Raw genomic sequence first — 14,646 nt, 5'->3', positions numbered from 1 at the left:
CGGCGATCACTCGTCCGGATGGAAGCCGAGATAACTGGCATGCGGGTTGGCGCTACCGGCACGCTGAGCTGCCGCGCCGACCGACACGAGCGCATCCAGCGTCGACGTACGGTTCGACACCAGCGTCCAGGCGATGGCGGCGTCGGCGCTGGCCGGGGCCGACTCCGCTGCGCGCTGCGCCGTCAAAGCCGTCAGCGCGGCGAGCAGCGCGGCAGCCGGCGGCGCATGGACCGCGAACCCTTCGTTGGCCACCGCCGCCGTATCGATCCCCAGCATCGCGCACAACCGCGCCCGCAGCGGCGTCTCGGCTTCGCTCGCCGCACGCGAGCGCGCGATGTTCTCGCGGGTGGCCGCGTCGACGATCGTGCCGCCGCGGACGAACGGCGCCTGCTGCCACGCGTCGGGCGTGCATTGCTTGCCGTCCGGCACCAGCGGCACGAACGGATTCACTTCGGCCGGATAGATCCGGCACACGAGCGGCCGCGCGTCGTAGATCGCGCAGCGCATGTCATCGCCGAGGTTCGGGCATGGCCCGGCATGGGTCGCGGTGAGCATGACCGTGATGCGGACGGGCAGCGAGCCGCTGAGCGCGGCGCTCGAGCGCACGCGCTTGTACGCGGCGAACGCGTTGTCGGGCTCGGGCTCGACGAGCCACGGCATCGCGTCGCACAGCAACTCCACGTGGCCGCCGCGCTGCAGCCAATCGGTGGCCTCGTCGATCGTCAGCGGAATGCGCAGGTCGCGGCAGCACCCGCCGCAGCCGTTGCAGGCAAAGTCGAGGTCGGTGGGGGTGTCGTTCATGCTTGATTCGATACGGATAACGGGGATGTCGCGACGCGTCGCGACATGGCAGCGGTGTGCGTTTATCGGGCGACCAGCGGCGCGATTCGGCGCCGCAGTTCGGGCACGACCTCGGAGTCGAACCACGGGTGGTGCTTGAACCACGCCTGGTTGCGCGGCGACGGATGCGGCAGCGGCAACACGTCGGGGCCATAGTCGCGCCACGCGTGCACGGTGTCGGTCAGCGTGGCCTTGCGCGACTCGCGCAGGAAATGGCGCTGCGCGTACTGGCCGATCAGCAGCGTGAGCCGGATCGACGGCAACTCGGCGAGCAATCGGTCGATCCACAGCGGCGCGCATTCGGGGCGCGGCGGGTTGTCGCCGCTTGTGCCGCGGCCCGGGTAGCAGAAGCCCATCGGCACGATCGCGAAGCGCGTCTCGTCGTAGAACGTGTCGGCATCGACGTCGAGCCAGCCGCGCAGCCGCTGGCCGCTCGCGTCGTCCCACGGGATGCCGCTTGCATGGACGCGTGCCCCCGGCGCCTGCCCGACGATCAGGATGCGCGCGTCGCGATGGGCGCGCACGACGGGGCGCGGGCCGAGCGGCAGGTCGGCTTCGCAGGCACGGCACGCGCGGATTTCGGTGAGCAGCACGTCGAGCGGCGCGCGCGTGGGTTTTGGCATCGAATCGGATCGGGGGACGGAGTGGTCATGCGGCGTCACCCGGGGCCGCGTGCCGGGCGCCGGCAGGCGGCCCGGACAGGCGTGGCGCGGGAGCGCGCGCCGCCTGCATCATGCGGCGCGCATCACGCCTGCGACAGGCCCGGTGCGCCGCTTTCGGCGACGGCAGCATCATACAACGCGGTTTGCGCGATCGCCCGGGCGATCCCCGCGTCGTCGTGCGCGCCGTCGAGCATGCCCCAGCGCCGGTATTGGGACAGGAACCACTCGCCTTCGCGCGGATCGGGGCGGTTCACGGCGCCGCCGTCGTGGAAGCGGATCGGCAGCGGCGGCACGGCGAACGGGCCTGAGCCGTAGTCGCCGAGCAGGCGCGGCGCGATCAGCCGGGCCGGCACGCCGAGCGCATCGGGCGACGCGAGCCAGTCGGCCGCCTCGCGACGGTGCGCGGCACTGTCGAGCCAGGCGCAGGCATCGACGAGCGTGCGGATCAGCGCGCGGGCCGTGGCCGGATACAGCGCGACGAAATCGCGCCGGGCCGCGAGCACCTTCTCCGGATGATCGGGCCAGATCTCGCTCGTGACGGCAACGGTCCGCCCCGCGCCGCAGGCCTCGGCCACCGCATGCCACGGCTCGCCGGCGCAGAAACCGTCGAGCTCGCCGCCGGCGAGCGCGGCCACCATCTCCGGCGGCGGGATCACGACGCTGCGCACGTCGCGCAGCGGATCGACGTCGTGCGACGCGAGCCAGTGGTTCAGCCACATCGCGTGCGTGCCGGTCGGGAACGTCTGGGCAAGGAGCGGCTTGCGGCCGAGCGTCGCGAACGCGTCGCGCACGCTGCCGCTGGCGCGATACGCGTCGGCGAGGCTGCGCGACAACGAGATCGCCTGGCCGTTGCGGTTCAGCACCATCAGCGCGGCCATGTCGGCCTGCGGGCCGCCGATCCCGAGCTGCAATCCGCAGACGAGCCCGTACAGCGCATGCGCGGCGTCGAGCTCGCCGCTCAGCAGCTTGTCGCGCACGGTGGCCCACGACGGCTGGCGGCTGAGCTCGAGCGTGAGGCCGTGCCGTTCGCCGAGGTTCAGGCGCTGCGCGACGATCAGCGGGGCCGCGTCGCTCAGCGCGACGAACCCGAGGCGAAGATGTGCGCGTTCCGGCGCGGCGGGAGAGGAGGTATCCATGGCATTCATGACTGGGGTGACGCGTCGAGCAGTTGCCGCGCGACGTCGACGATGCGCAGGCCCTGGTCCATCGCGCGCTTGCGCAGCGCCGCGTAGGCGTCGTGTTCGGACAGCTTGCGCTCATCCATCAGCAAGCGCTTCGCGCGGTCGATCAGCTTGCGCTCCGCGAGCTCGCGCTCCACGTCGGCCAGCCGGCGGCGCAGCGCGTCGTCGTGCGAGAAGCGGGCAAGCGCGACTTCGAGAATCGGCGCGAGGCGCTCGGCCGACAGCCCTTCGACGAGATACGCGCTGACGCCCGCGCCGACCGCCGCGCGGATCAGCGACTGGTTGGCGTCATGGCTGAACATCAGCACGGGGCGCGGCGCGGTGGCGTGCATCACGGCAAGCTGCTCGAGCGTGTCGCGCGACGGCGAATCGGTATCGATGATCACGACGTCGGGATGCTGCTCCTCGACGGCGGCCGGCAGGCGCGCGGGCGTCGCGACGTCGTTCAGCATCTCGTAGCCGAGGTGCGCGAGCGCGTCGCCGAGCTCGCCGATCGGCTTGTCGGTGTCGGTGACGAGCAGCACACGCAGGCGGGAGGAAGAAGCAGACGTACTCATGACGTGAACGGCGGCGGCGAAAGCGTGGCGCGATGGGCGGATCGGGGGCGGCGGTTCCGTGCGGACATCGTGTCGGTGCCGCGCACGGCGGCCCGGCGGCCGGTGCCGCCGTCTTCATGATAGGGGGGCGGCTGGTGCCGCATGGCGTCGCGCATGCTACGCGGCCCGGGACAAGGCCGTTCCGATCGCGGCGCCCGCGTCCGGCACGTGCTGCACGGCGGCTTCGCCGATCGCGCCGCCGACGAGGATCACGGCCGGGCTGCCGAGCCGCGCTGCGTCGATGCCGTGCGCGAGACCGCCCAGCGTGCCGGTCCAGCGGCGTTCGTCGGACGTGCCGGCCCATTGCACGGCTGCGGCCGGCGTCGAGGCTGACAGCACGGCCAGCAGGCCGGCGGCAATGCCGTCGACGCGACTCATGCCCATGTAGATCGCGAGCGTGGTGCCGGTCGCCGCGAGACGCGCCCAGTCGGGTTCGCCGTGGTCCTGACGGTGCGCGGTGACGAACGTGACGCCGTGGCAATGCGCGCGGTGCGTGAGCGAGATGCCGAGGCTCGCGGCGGCCGCGAAGCCCGACGAGATGCCGTTGACGATCTCGACCGGGATCGCGGCGGCGCGCAGCGTCGCGAGTTCTTCGCCGGCGCGCCCGAACAGCAGCGCATCGCCGCCTTTCACGCGCACCACGTGGGCGCCGCGCAGCGCGTAGCGGCGCATCAGCTTCTCGATGAATGCCTGCGGCGTGGAGCGGCAGCCGCCGCGCTTGCCGACGCGGATCACGCGTGCCTGCGGCGCGAGTTCGACGATGCCGGGCGCGACGAGATCGTCGAGCAGCAGCACGTCGGCGGCGGCCAGCGCCTTCACGGCCTTCAGCGTGAGGAGATCGGGATCGCCGGGGCCGGCGCCCAGCAGCGTGACTTTGCCTGTCGTCATGTCGTGTTCCAGTGCCGCCTGCATGGGGCGGTCGATAGCGCATTGTCTTGCGCGGCGGCGGGCGGTCGAAACGCACCGGCATCCGGCCGTGCCGCGCACGGAAGGACGCCGTTGTCCTGATCGGCCCGCGTGAATGACGGGCATGGTTTGCGGGGACTGCCCACCGGCGCCGTTGCCGGTGTCATGCGGCGGATTCAGCAATATCCGGGCCAACCGGCATGACGCGTCGCGCGGGGGGCGGCGGCAACGGTGCGCATTGCGCCGCGCGATGGCCCCGAGCGTGAAGGCGGCCACCGCGCGCGGGCAGCCGCAATGCCGCATCGACGTGCATCGTGCCCCGTCAGCACGCACCGCGATGTCGCACGACGACAGTGCTGCATCGCACCACATCTGTGCCTCGCTGCCTCACGACGCATCGTGGGTGACGTGGCGCCGCGCGTCGCATGACGCCCGACACGCCTTGCGTGGCGGGGCTGTGGGCCCGATTCGCGACGACATGGCACGGCGTTTGCGTTGGGAGGTTCGGGCGGATCAATGGCGATTCGTCCGGCAGTACCGATTACCGACGCGCCCGGCAACGGGCTTCATGGGCAACGGCGTCCTACGCATCGGGTCTCGACGAGACCGGGTGCGCAGGACGCCGTTTTTCGTTTGGCGGATGACATGACCGACAAAGCTACCCGTATCGATCTCTTCAGCTTCCGCACCGCGCCGATGCGCGCGTTCCACCTGACGTGGATGGCGTTCTTCGTGTGTTTCTTCGCGTGGTTCGCGTGCGCGCCGCTGATGCCGCTGATCGCACGCGAATTTCACCTGACGGCCGCACAGGTCGCCAACATCAACATCGCGGCGGTGGCCGCGACGATCGCCGTACGGCTGCTGGTCGGCCCGCTGTGCGACCGCTTCGGCCCGCGCCGCGTGTACGTGGGCCTGCTGCTGCTCGGCGCGATCCCCGTGCTTGCGGTGTCGTTCACGCACGATTACCTGTCGTTCCTGATCTGCCGGCTCGGCATCGGCGCGATCGGCGCGGGCTTCGTGATCACGCAGTACCACACTTCGGTGATGTTCGCGCCGAACGTGGTCGGCACCGCGAACGCGACGACGGCCGGCTGGGGTAACGCCGGCGCAGGCGCGACGCAGGCGCTGATGCCGCTGCTCGTCGCCGCCGGCCTGATGCTCGGCTTCGGCGAGGATTCGTCGTGGCGCATCGCGCTGGTCGTACCGGGCGTCGCGATGCTCGTGATGGCCTGGGCGTACTGGCGCTTCACGCAGGATTGCCCGCAAGGCGACATCATCGCGCTGCGCAAGGCGGGCGTGACGGTCGACAGCGGCAAGAAGGGTGGCTGGGCGAGCTTCTTCGCGGCCTGCGGCAACTATCGCGTGTGGATGCTGTTCGTCACGTACGGCGCGTGCTTCGGCGTCGAGGTGTTCATCCACAACATCGCCGCGCTGTACTACGTCGATCACTTCAGCCTGTCGCTGAAGGACGCCGGCTTCGCGGTCGGCCTGTTCGGGCTGCTCGCGCTGTTCGCGCGTGCGCTCGGCGGCTGGCTGTCCGACAGGATCGCCGCGCGCCGCAGCCTCGACGTGCGCGCGACGCTGCTGTGCGCGCTGATCGTCGGCGAAGGGCTCGGGTTGATCTGGTTCTCGCATGCGCAAAGCGTCGGCATCGCGCTCGTCGCGATGCTCGCGTTCGGCCTCTTCACGCACATGGCCTGCGGCGCGACCTACGCGCTGGTGCCGTTCATCGACCGCAAGGCACTTGGCGGCGTCGCGGGGATCGTCGGCGCGGGCGGCAACGTCGGCGCGGTGGCCGCCAGCTTCCTGCTGAAGGGTGTCGGCGACGTGCAGCACACGCTGAGCCTGCTCGGCCTGGCCGTCACCGCGACCGCGCTGTGCGCGATGGCCGTGCGCTTCAGCGAAGAACACAAGGCGCGCGAAGCCGAGCTGCGCGACCGCGCGCTGGCTGCCAGCAGCGTCGCGAGCTGATCGACCGAAGGAAACGTCACCATGAAACTCATCGTCATCGGCCACGGCATGGTCGGCCACAAGCTCCTCGAATGCGTCGCGGCGGAAGCGGGCGCCGCGGGCGCGCTGCAGGTCACGGTGCTCGGCGAGGAACCGCGTCCGGCGTACGACCGCGTGCACCTGTCGGAATTCTTCGCGGGCAAGTCGGCGGACGACCTGTCGCTCGTCGAACCCGGCTTCTTCGAACGTCATCCGCAATTCGACCTGCGCCTGAATGCGCAAGTCGCGTCGATCGACCGCGCCGCGCATACGGTCACGCTCGCATCCGGCGAAACGCTCGCGTACGACAAGCTGGTGCTCGCGACGGGTTCGCGCCCGTTCGTGCCGCCGATGCCGGGGCACGATCGTGACGGCTGCTTCGTGTACCGGACGATCGAGGATCTCGAAGCGATGCAGGCGTGCGGCACGCATGCGAAAAGGGGCGTCGTGGTCGGCGGCGGCCTGCTCGGCCTCGAATGCGCGAAGGCGCTGCGCGACATGGGGCTCGACACGCACGTCGTCGAATTCGCGCCGCGGCTGATGGCCGTGCAGGTCGACGACGGTGGCGGCCGGATGCTGCGCGCGAAGATCGAGGCGCTCGGCGTGACCGTGCATACGGGCAAGAACACGCTGGAAATCGTCGATGGCGAGGCAGGTACGCACCGGATGGCGTTCGCCGACGGCTCGCACCTCGACGCCGACATGATCGTGTTCTCGGCCGGCATCCGCGCACGCGACGAACTGGCCCGCGCATGCGGTCTGGACATCGGCCCGCGCGGCGGCGTCGCGATCGACGACACATGCCGCACGAGCGATGCCGACATCTACGCGATCGGCGAATGCGCGGCCTGGAACGGGATGGTGTACGGCCTCGTCGCCCCCGGCTACGACATGGCGCGCGTGGTCGCGAAGCAGCTTTGCGGCGATGCGAACAGTGCGGCCGAGGCCGCCTTCGCCGGCGCCGACATGAGCACGAAGCTGAAGCTGATGGGCGTGGACGTCGCGAGCATCGGCGACGCGCACGGCACGACGGCCGGCAGCCGCACCTACCAGTACGCGGACGAGCGCCGCCAGGTCTACAAGAAGCTCGTGGTGTCCGACTGCGGCAAGTTCCTGCACGGCGCGGTGATGGTCGGCGATGCAGCCGAGTACGGCACGCTGCTGCAGATGATGCTGAACCGCATCGAGCTGCCGGAATCGCCGGAATTCCTGATCCTGCCGTCGTCGGACGGCGTCGCGAAGCCGGCGATCGGCGTCGAGGCGCTGCCCGCGGCCGCGCAGATCTGCTCGTGCAACAACGTGTCGAAGTCGCAGATCTGCACGGCGGTCGCCGACGGCGCGACGAGCCTCGGCGCGCTGAAGACGTGCACCGGCGCCGGCACGTCGTGCGGCGGCTGCGTGCCGCTCGTCACGCAGATCATGAAGGCCGAGATGAAGAAGCAGGGCCTCGCGGTCAACAACCATTTGTGCGAGCACTTCCCGCATTCGCGCCAGGAGCTGTTCCACCTGATCCGCGTCGAGCGCATCACGACCTTCGACGAACTGCTCGCGAAGCACGGCCACGGCCTCGGCTGCGACGTGTGCAAGCCGGCGGTGGCGGGCATCCTCGCGTCGTGCTTCAACGAATTCGTGCTGAAGAAGGAGCACGCGGGGCTGCAGGATTCGAACGACTACTACCTCGCGAACATCCAGCGCGACGGCACATACTCGGTCGTGCCGCGCATGCCGGGCGGCGAAGTCACGCCGGAAGGGCTGATCGCGGTGGGCCAGGTCGCGAAAAAGTATGGCCTGTACACGAAGATCACCGGCGGCCAGCGCGTCGACCTGTTCGGCGCGCGCGTCGAGCAGCTGCCTTCGATCTGGGAAGAACTGATCGCCGCCGGCTTCGAATCGGGCCACGCGTACGGCAAGGCGCTGCGCACCGTGAAATCGTGCGTCGGCTCGACGTGGTGCCGCTACGGCGTCGACGATTCGGTCGGCCTCGCGATCGACCTGGAGAACCGCTACAAGGGGCTGCGCGCACCGCACAAGATCAAGTTCGGCGTGTCCGGCTGCACGCGCGAGTGCGCGGAAGCACAGGGCAAGGACGTCGGCATCATCGCGACCGAGAAGGGCTGGAACCTGTACGTGTGCGGCAACGGCGGGATGAAGCCGCGCCACGCGGAACTGCTCGCGTCCGATCTCGATCGTCCGACGCTGATCCGCTACATCGACCGTCTCCTGATGTTCTACGTGCGCACGGCTGACCGGCTGCAACGCACGAGCGTGTGGCGCGACAACCTCGAAGGCGGCCTCGACTACCTGATCGACGTCGTCGTGCACGACCGGCTCGGGCTCGGCGCCGAACTCGAAGCCGACATGCAGCACGTGGTGGACACCTACGAGTGCGAATGGAAGAAGGCCGTGACCGATCCGGAAACGCGCAAGCGCTTCCGCCACTTCGTGAACAGCGACGCGCCGGACACGACCATCGAGTTCGTCGAGACGCGCGGCCAGATCCGGCCCGCGACGCCCGGCGAACGCGCGGGCGGCAAGCGCGTGTCGATTCCCGTCGTGGCCGAAGGCGTGACGCAAGCCGCCACCGAACCCGCCACCGTTTGACCCTGACCGACACCCGCGTCTTTTCCAAGGAGCCCATCATGAACGATCGTCTTCCGCTGTCCTGGACCCGCGTGTGCGCGCTCGACGACATCGTGCCCAACACCGGCGTATGTGCGCTCGTCAACGGCGAGCAGGTCGCGGTTTTTCACGTCGCGCATGCCGAAGCAGGCGGCGTGTTCGCGATCGACAACGTCGATCCCGTATCGCAGGCGGCCGTGATGTCGCGCGGGCTGATCGGCAGCCTCGGCGAGCGCGTGGTCGTCGCGTCGCCGCTGTACAAGCAGCACTTCGACCTGCGCACCGGCGAATGTCTCGAGGCGCCCGAGCAGTCGGTGAGCGCGTATCCGTCGCGGGTCGAGGACGGTTTCGTGTGGATCGCAGCCTGACCGCCCCGGAGCGCGCATGACCGCCACCCCCGTCAAGAGCGTGTGCCCGTACTGCGGCGTCGGTTGCGGGATGGTGCTGCACGTCGAGGAAGGCGAAGTCGTCAAGGTGTCCGGCGACGCCGACCATCCGACCAACTTCGGGCGGCTGTGCACGAAGGGCGCGTCGGCGCACGTCGCGCTGCGCCGCTCGGGGCGGCTCGACCGCGCGTTCGTGCGCCGGGCGCGCGAGGAGGACCTGGTGCCGCTGCCGGCCCGCGACGCGATCGCCGACACCGCGCGCCGCCTGCGCGCGGTGCTCGATACGCACGGGCCCGACGCGCTGTCGTTCTACGTATCGGGGCAGATGTCGATCGAGGCGCAATACCTCGTCAACAAGCTCGCGAAGGGCTTCGTCGGTACCAACAACATCGAGTCGAACTCGCGCCTCTGCATGGCGAGCGCGGGCACCGGCTACAAGCAGTCGCTCGGCGCGGACGGCCCGCCCGGGTCGTACCAGGACTTCGATCGCGCGAACCTGTTCTTCGTGATCGGCGCGAACATGGCCGACTGCCATCCGATCCTGTTCCTGAGGATGATGGATCGCGTGAAGGCCGGTGCGAAGCTGATCGTCGTCGATCCGCGCCGCACCGGCACGGCCGACAAGGCCGACCTGTTCCTGCAGATCCGGCCGGGCACCGATCTCGCGCTGACCAACGGGCTGCTGCACCTGCTGCACGCGAACGGCCGCACCGATGCCGCGTTCATCGACGCGTACACCGAAGGCTGGGACGCGATGCCCGCGTTCCTCGCCGACTACACGCCCGAGCGTGTCGCGGAAATCACCGGGCTCGCGGAAGCCGACCTCCGCACGGCCGCGGAGTGGATCGGCGATGCGCCGGAGTGGATGAGCTGCTGGACGATGGGGCTCAACCAGAGCACGCACGGCGTGTGGAACACCAATACGATCTGCAATCTGCATCTCGCGACGGGCAAGATCTGCCGCGCCGGCAGCGGCCCGTTCTCGCTGACCGGCCAGCCGAACGCGATGGGCGGGCGCGAGATGGGCTACATGGGCCCCGGGCTGCCGGGCCAGCGCTCGGTGGCGTCCGACGACGATCGCCGCTTCGTCGAGAGCCTGTGGCGCGTGCCGGCCGGCACGCTGCGCAAGGAGACGGGGCACGGCACGGTGGACATGTTCGCGCGGATGGCGGCCGGCGACATCAAGGCATGCTGGATCATCTGCACGAACCCGGTCGCGACGGTGCCGAACCGGCAGAACGTGATCGCCGGGTTGCAGGCCGCCGAGCTCGTGATCGCGCAGGATGCATTCCTGGACACCGAGACCAACCGCTATGCGGACATCCTGCTGCCCGGCGCGCTGTGGGCCGAGGGTGACGGCGTGATGGTCAACTCCGAGCGCAACATGACGCTGATGCGCGCGGCGGTCGCGCCGCCCGGTGACGCGCTGCCCGACTGGCGCATCGTCGCGGAAGTCGCGCGTGCGATGGGCTTCGGCGATGCGTTCGACTATGCGTCGGCGGCCGACGTGTTCGACGAGATCGTGCGCTTCTCGAATCCGGCGACGGGCTACGACCTGCGCGGCGCGAGCCATGCGGCGCTGCGCGACGGGCCCGTGCAGTGGCCGGTCGCGCCGGGCACCGCGCGCGAACGGCACCCGATCCGCTACCTGAACGACGGCGTGAGCCAGACGCTGCGGCCGGCCGCCGACGGCAACGACGCGCCGCGCCTCGCATTCCCGACGCCGTCGGGCAAGGCGCGCTTCTTCGCGCGGCCGCATGTCGATCCGGCCGAGCTGCCGGACGACACGTTCCCGATCGTGCTGAACACCGGGCGGCTGCAGCATCAGTGGCACACGATGACGAAGACGGGCAAGGTCGCGATGCTGAACAAGCTCAACCCGCGCCCGTTCGTCGAGCTGCATCCGGACGACGCGAGCGCGCTCGGCATTGCCGCGAAGGACAGCGTCGAGATCCGTTCGGCGCGCGGCCGCGCGGTGCTACCGGCCGTCGTGACCGAGCGCGTGCGACGCGGCAACTGCTTCGCGCCGATGCACTGGAACGACGTGTACGGCGACGACCTGTGCATCAACGCGGTGACGAACGACGCGATCGATCCGGAATCGCAGCAACCCGAACTGAAATACTGCGCGGTCGCGCTGCGGCGCGTCGAGACGGATGCGTTCGCGTCCGCCGATGAAGCGACCGTGCAACCCGATGCTCGCGCCGACGACACGCTGCCCGCGCCGACGCTTGCTTCACAGGAATCCGACATGGCAGACATCGACACTTTCGCGGCCGCGCTCGGCGTGGCCGACCTCGCGCCGCCGCCGTTGACGGACACCGAACGGCTGTACGTGGCCGGCCTCGTCAGCGGGCTCAAGGCGAGCGCGGGCCGGCGCGAGGGCGGCGTGCCCGTGCTGCCGGCCGGCGCGCCGCTCACGCCGCCGGCGCGGTTCTGGCTCGACGGCATGCTGGCCGGGCTGTTCAGCCGCACGCTGCCGGCGAGCGTGCCGGGTGCCGCGGCGCCTGCGTTGCCGGCCGATGCCACTGCGTCGGGCGGCGTGCGGATCGTGCGTACACGGCCGAAGGTCGTGCTGCTATGGGCGTCGCAGACCGGCAACATCGAATCGTTGACCGAGGATTACGCGACGCAACTGATGAACGCGGGCTTCGAGATCCGTACCGCGTGCATGTCCGACTATCCGGTCGCTTCGCTCGCCGGCGCGCAATACGTGCTGCTGATGACCAGCACGTTCGGCGACGGCGATGCGCCCGACAACGGCAGCGAATTCTGGGACGCGCTGCGGGCCGGCAGCGCCGCGCGTCTCGATGGCGTGCACTTCGCGGTGCTCGCGTTCGGCGATCGCAACTACGACCAGTTTTGCGGCCACGGCCGCCGGCTCGACGCGCGGCTCGCGGAACTCGGCGCGGCGCGCCTCTGTGCACGCGTCGATTGCGACGTCGAATTCCAGCGCGACGCCGACCAGTGGCTCGAACGCGTCGTCGCGCGGATCAAGGAGGCCGATGCCGCGCTGCACGCGGTGCCGACCGGCGCGATGAGCCCGTCGGGGCTGCTGCCGACCAAGGCGCATCCGGCGCCGTCGAAGCTCGTCGCGAACCTGCGGCTGAACCGTCCGGGCGCGGCGAAGGACACGCGCTACGTGTCGCTGTCGACCGAAGGCGCGAACCTCGAATACGAAACCGGCGACGCGCTCGGCGTGTGGCCGACCAACTGCCCGGAGCTGGTCGACGAGCTGCTGTCGGTCACCGCGCTGAAGGCCGATGCGCCCGTGTCGGTGGCGGGCGTCGGCGACGTGCGCCTCGGTGATGCACTCGCGCGTCACTTCGACATCACGCGCCCGCATCCGGACACGCTTGCGTTCATCGCGTCGCGCAGCCCGAACGGCGCGCTGAAGTCGCTGCTCGGCGACGCCCGCAAGGGCGACCTGAAGCAATGGCTGTGGGGGCAACAACTCGCGGACGTGCTGCACGAGTTTCCGGTCGAGCTGTCGGGCACGGAGCTGATCGGGATGCTCAAGCGCATGCAGCCGCGCCTCTATTCGATCGCGTCGAGCCCGAGCGCGCATCAGGGCGAGATCCACCTGACCGTGTCGGCCGTGCGCTATCACAACGGTCGGCGCGCGCGCAAAGGCGTGGCGTCGACGTTCCTCGCCGATCGCGCGGACGACGGCCGCGTGCCGGTGTTCGTGCAGAAGTCCGCGCATTTCCGGCCGCCGGTGAACGGCGACGTGCCGATCGTGATGGTCGGCCCGGGCACCGGCGTCGCGCCGTTCCGCGGCTTCCTGCACGAGCGGCAGGCGCGCGGCGCGCGCGGGCGCAACTGGCTGTTCTTCGGCGAGCAGCACGCGCAGACCGACTTCTACTACGGCGACGAGCTGGGCGCGATGCACGACAGCGGCTTCCTGACGCGGCTCGACCTCGCGTTCTCGCGCGACCAGGCCGACAAGATCTACGTGCAGGACCGGATGCGCGAGCAGGGTGCCGAGCTGTTCGCGTGGCTGGAGGAAGGCGCGCACTTCTACGTGTGCGGCGATGCCGCGCGGATGGCGAAGGATGTCGACACGGCGCTGAAGGCGGTGGTCGCCGAGCACGGCGGGATGTCGGATGAAGCCGCGAACGATTATGTCGCGCGGCTCTCGAAGGCGCGGCGCTACATGCGGGACGTGTACTGAACGCCGGTGACGCGGGCCCGGCGGGTTACGCCTGATCGTCCGGTTGCGGCCGGTTGAACCACTGCCGGCTCGAGCGCGACAGCAACAGCAAGGTCGCCAGCGTGAACAGGCAGTAGACGGCGCTCAGGAAATCGACCGGCCGATGGGCGACCGTAAAGGCCATCAAGGCGAGCGTGGCGATGACCAGCCCGATCATCGTGATGCGCGCCCAGTTCTTCCGGCGCGCGATCTGCACGACGAGCAGCGCGAGGGCGATCGCGATGAAGGCCGCCGCGAGCATCTGGACGATCCTGACGCGTAACGCGTCACCCGAGACGCGGTCGAGCAGGGCCGGAACGATGGCCGACTCGAAAATGGCGATCCGGTACGCGAAGATGCACCATGCGCCTGCCAGCAGCGTGACGGCCACCCGGACCGTTTCCGGCGTATCTCCGCCGAAAATCGGCATATTCTTCAGCGAAGTCATTTTCATTCCGATGGGTTCCTTCGCGGCGGCGGGCATGCCGCTTGCGCTCGGCTGGCGGCGTCGCGGCCGCAGGCGGGAATCGATCGTCGCAGCGTAGCACAGGCGTCGGCGCCGGCAACGGCCGGTTCGTTTCGCGGCCGGCGCGCACCTTCCTTCACGATCGACCGGAGCAAACATGAAGACGAGATTTGTCAGCGCGACGGCCCGGGCCGCGACCGTCGGCATCCTGATGGCGGCAGCGGCATGGAGCCTGCCCGCCGCCGCGCAGGGCGCGTCGTCGCCGGTCGGGTCGGCCGCCGCGACCCCCGACAACGCGGTGCTGCTCACGGTATTCCTGAAACACGACCAGTCGCGCCCGCTTGCCGAGCTCAATGCGCAGCTCGCGAAGCAGGGGTTTTACAAGGCATTTCCGCCGCCGGGTGTCGAAGTGGTGAGCTGGACCGTGACGATGGGGATCGGGCAGATCGTCGTGCTGCGGTTGCCGGCGTCGCGGCTGCGGGAGGTCAATCGCGTGCTCGAGGATACGGCGTGGGGCGCGTACCGGACGGAGTTCTATCCGACTTACGACTACAAGGCGATCGGGTTGGGGGAGCATGAGCGGGCGAAGTGACGGCAAGCGGGTGCTTGCCCGAGACGGCGCCTCCCGTCCCGGAAAGCCGCGCGGCGTTGCGTATTTGTCCCTGTCCGCGCGGGCACTCCCGGCGATTTTTTCCCAAATGCATCACAAGTCATTCATCAGATGAAAAAACCATCCCGGTTCCCGGTATGATGCGCACCTTGCGTTGCAGGACGCCTTGTTTCTTTATGCGTTTTTGATGGCCGAGATA

11 protein-coding genes are annotated in these 14,646 nt (G+C 69.7%); 5 read left to right on the top strand and 6 right to left on the bottom strand.

All coding sequences use genetic code 11. The annotated features are described in order from the left end of the window. Positions 1-6: 6 nt before the first annotated feature. The 5 genes from QZM35_RS07070 to cobA form a co-directional block, all read right to left on the bottom strand. On the bottom strand, positions 7-801 hold the full coding sequence (locus QZM35_RS07070; protein WP_089432818.1) for a YkgJ family cysteine cluster protein: 795 nt from the start codon (positions 799-801) through the stop codon (positions 7-9). Positions 802-863: 62 nt separating this feature from the next. Further along, positions 864-1,463 (bottom strand): uracil-DNA glycosylase family protein, encoded by a 600-nt coding sequence (locus QZM35_RS07065; RefSeq protein WP_089427315.1) that lies wholly within the window; start codon positions 1,461-1,463, stop codon positions 864-866. 122 nt (positions 1,464-1,585) lie between these two features. Continuing rightward, positions 1,586-2,638, bottom strand: coding sequence for a CmpA/NrtA family ABC transporter substrate-binding protein (locus QZM35_RS07060; protein ID WP_301775657.1), 1,053 nt, complete (start codon positions 2,636-2,638; stop codon positions 1,586-1,588). Positions 2,639-2,643: 5 nt separating this feature from the next. Continuing rightward, positions 2,644-3,240: an ANTAR domain-containing response regulator gene (locus QZM35_RS07055; protein ID WP_089427317.1), complete on the bottom strand. Its 597-nt coding sequence runs from the start codon at positions 3,238-3,240 to the stop codon at positions 2,644-2,646. Positions 3,241-3,396: 156 nt separating this feature from the next. Continuing rightward, the gene (gene cobA / locus QZM35_RS07050) at positions 3,397-4,167 is read right to left on the bottom strand and encodes a uroporphyrinogen-III C-methyltransferase (protein ID WP_301775656.1); all 771 of its coding nucleotides are present in this window, start codon (positions 4,165-4,167) and stop codon (positions 3,397-3,399) included. 663 nt (positions 4,168-4,830) lie between these two features. On the opposite strand from cobA, the gene QZM35_RS07045 reads away from it, so the two are divergent. The 4 genes from QZM35_RS07045 to QZM35_RS07030 are packed head-to-tail and all read left to right on the top strand — an operon-like array spanning position 4,831 to position 13,353. Beyond that, positions 4,831-6,156 carry an MFS transporter gene (locus QZM35_RS07045; RefSeq protein WP_301775655.1) on the top strand — a complete coding sequence of 442 codons (1,326 nt, stop codon included), beginning with the start codon at positions 4,831-4,833 and terminating at the stop codon, positions 6,154-6,156. 21 nt (positions 6,157-6,177) lie between these two features. After that, entirely contained in the window at positions 6,178-8,775 is a 2,598-nt protein-coding gene (gene nirB / locus QZM35_RS07040; protein WP_301775654.1) for a nitrite reductase large subunit NirB, read from the top strand. Positions 8,776-8,813: 38 nt separating this feature from the next. After that, positions 8,814-9,161: a nitrite reductase small subunit NirD gene (gene nirD / locus QZM35_RS07035; RefSeq protein WP_089432814.1), complete on the top strand. Its 348-nt coding sequence runs from the start codon at positions 8,814-8,816 to the stop codon at positions 9,159-9,161. Between the two features lie 16 nt (positions 9,162-9,177). After that, the gene (locus QZM35_RS07030; RefSeq protein WP_301775653.1) at positions 9,178-13,353 is read left to right on the top strand and encodes a bifunctional nitrate reductase/sulfite reductase flavoprotein subunit alpha; all 4,176 of its coding nucleotides are present in this window, start codon (positions 9,178-9,180) and stop codon (positions 13,351-13,353) included. 25 nt (positions 13,354-13,378) lie between these two features. On the opposite strand, the gene QZM35_RS07025 is transcribed toward QZM35_RS07030, so the two are convergent. Next, entirely contained in the window at positions 13,379-13,855 is a 477-nt protein-coding gene (locus QZM35_RS07025) for a hypothetical protein (RefSeq protein WP_301775652.1), read from the bottom strand. Positions 13,856-14,048: 193 nt separating this feature from the next. Between QZM35_RS07025 and QZM35_RS07020 the strand changes: the two genes are divergently transcribed. Beyond that, positions 14,049-14,429 (top strand): hypothetical protein, encoded by a 381-nt coding sequence (locus tag QZM35_RS07020; RefSeq protein WP_301775821.1) that lies wholly within the window; start codon positions 14,049-14,051, stop codon positions 14,427-14,429. The last annotated feature ends 217 nt before the right edge of the window (positions 14,430-14,646 follow it).

Source organism: Burkholderia sp. AU45274, assembly GCF_030482505.1.
Taxonomy (GTDB): Bacteria; Pseudomonadota; Gammaproteobacteria; order Burkholderiales; family Burkholderiaceae; genus Burkholderia.
The sequence above is the reverse complement of the archived record's forward strand: the minus strand, read 5'-3'. Positions and strand labels throughout refer to the sequence as shown.

Coding starts and splice junctions, on each gene's coding strand:
- QZM35_RS07065 (WP_089427315.1), bottom strand. CDS start 1,463: ATGCCAAAACCCACGCGCGCGCCGCTCGACGTGCTGCTCACCGAAATC.
- QZM35_RS07020 (WP_301775821.1), top strand. CDS start 14,049: ATGGCGGCAGCGGCATGGAGCCTGCCCGCCGCCGCGCAGGGCGCGTCG.
- cobA (WP_301775656.1), bottom strand. CDS start 4,167: ATGACGACAGGCAAAGTCACGCTGCTGGGCGCCGGCCCCGGCGATCCC.
- QZM35_RS07060 (WP_301775657.1), bottom strand. CDS start 2,638: ATGGATACCTCCTCTCCCGCCGCGCCGGAACGCGCACATCTTCGCCTC.
- nirD (WP_089432814.1), top strand. CDS start 8,814: ATGAACGATCGTCTTCCGCTGTCCTGGACCCGCGTGTGCGCGCTCGAC.
- QZM35_RS07025 (WP_301775652.1), bottom strand. CDS start 13,855: ATGCCCGCCGCCGCGAAGGAACCCATCGGAATGAAAATGACTTCGCTG.
- nirB (WP_301775654.1), top strand. CDS start 6,178: ATGAAACTCATCGTCATCGGCCACGGCATGGTCGGCCACAAGCTCCTC.
- QZM35_RS07045 (WP_301775655.1), top strand. CDS start 4,831: ATGACCGACAAAGCTACCCGTATCGATCTCTTCAGCTTCCGCACCGCG.
- QZM35_RS07030 (WP_301775653.1), top strand. CDS start 9,178: ATGACCGCCACCCCCGTCAAGAGCGTGTGCCCGTACTGCGGCGTCGGT.
- QZM35_RS07055 (WP_089427317.1), bottom strand. CDS start 3,240: ATGAGTACGTCTGCTTCTTCCTCCCGCCTGCGTGTGCTGCTCGTCACC.
- QZM35_RS07070 (WP_089432818.1), bottom strand. CDS start 801: ATGAACGACACCCCCACCGACCTCGACTTTGCCTGCAACGGCTGCGGC.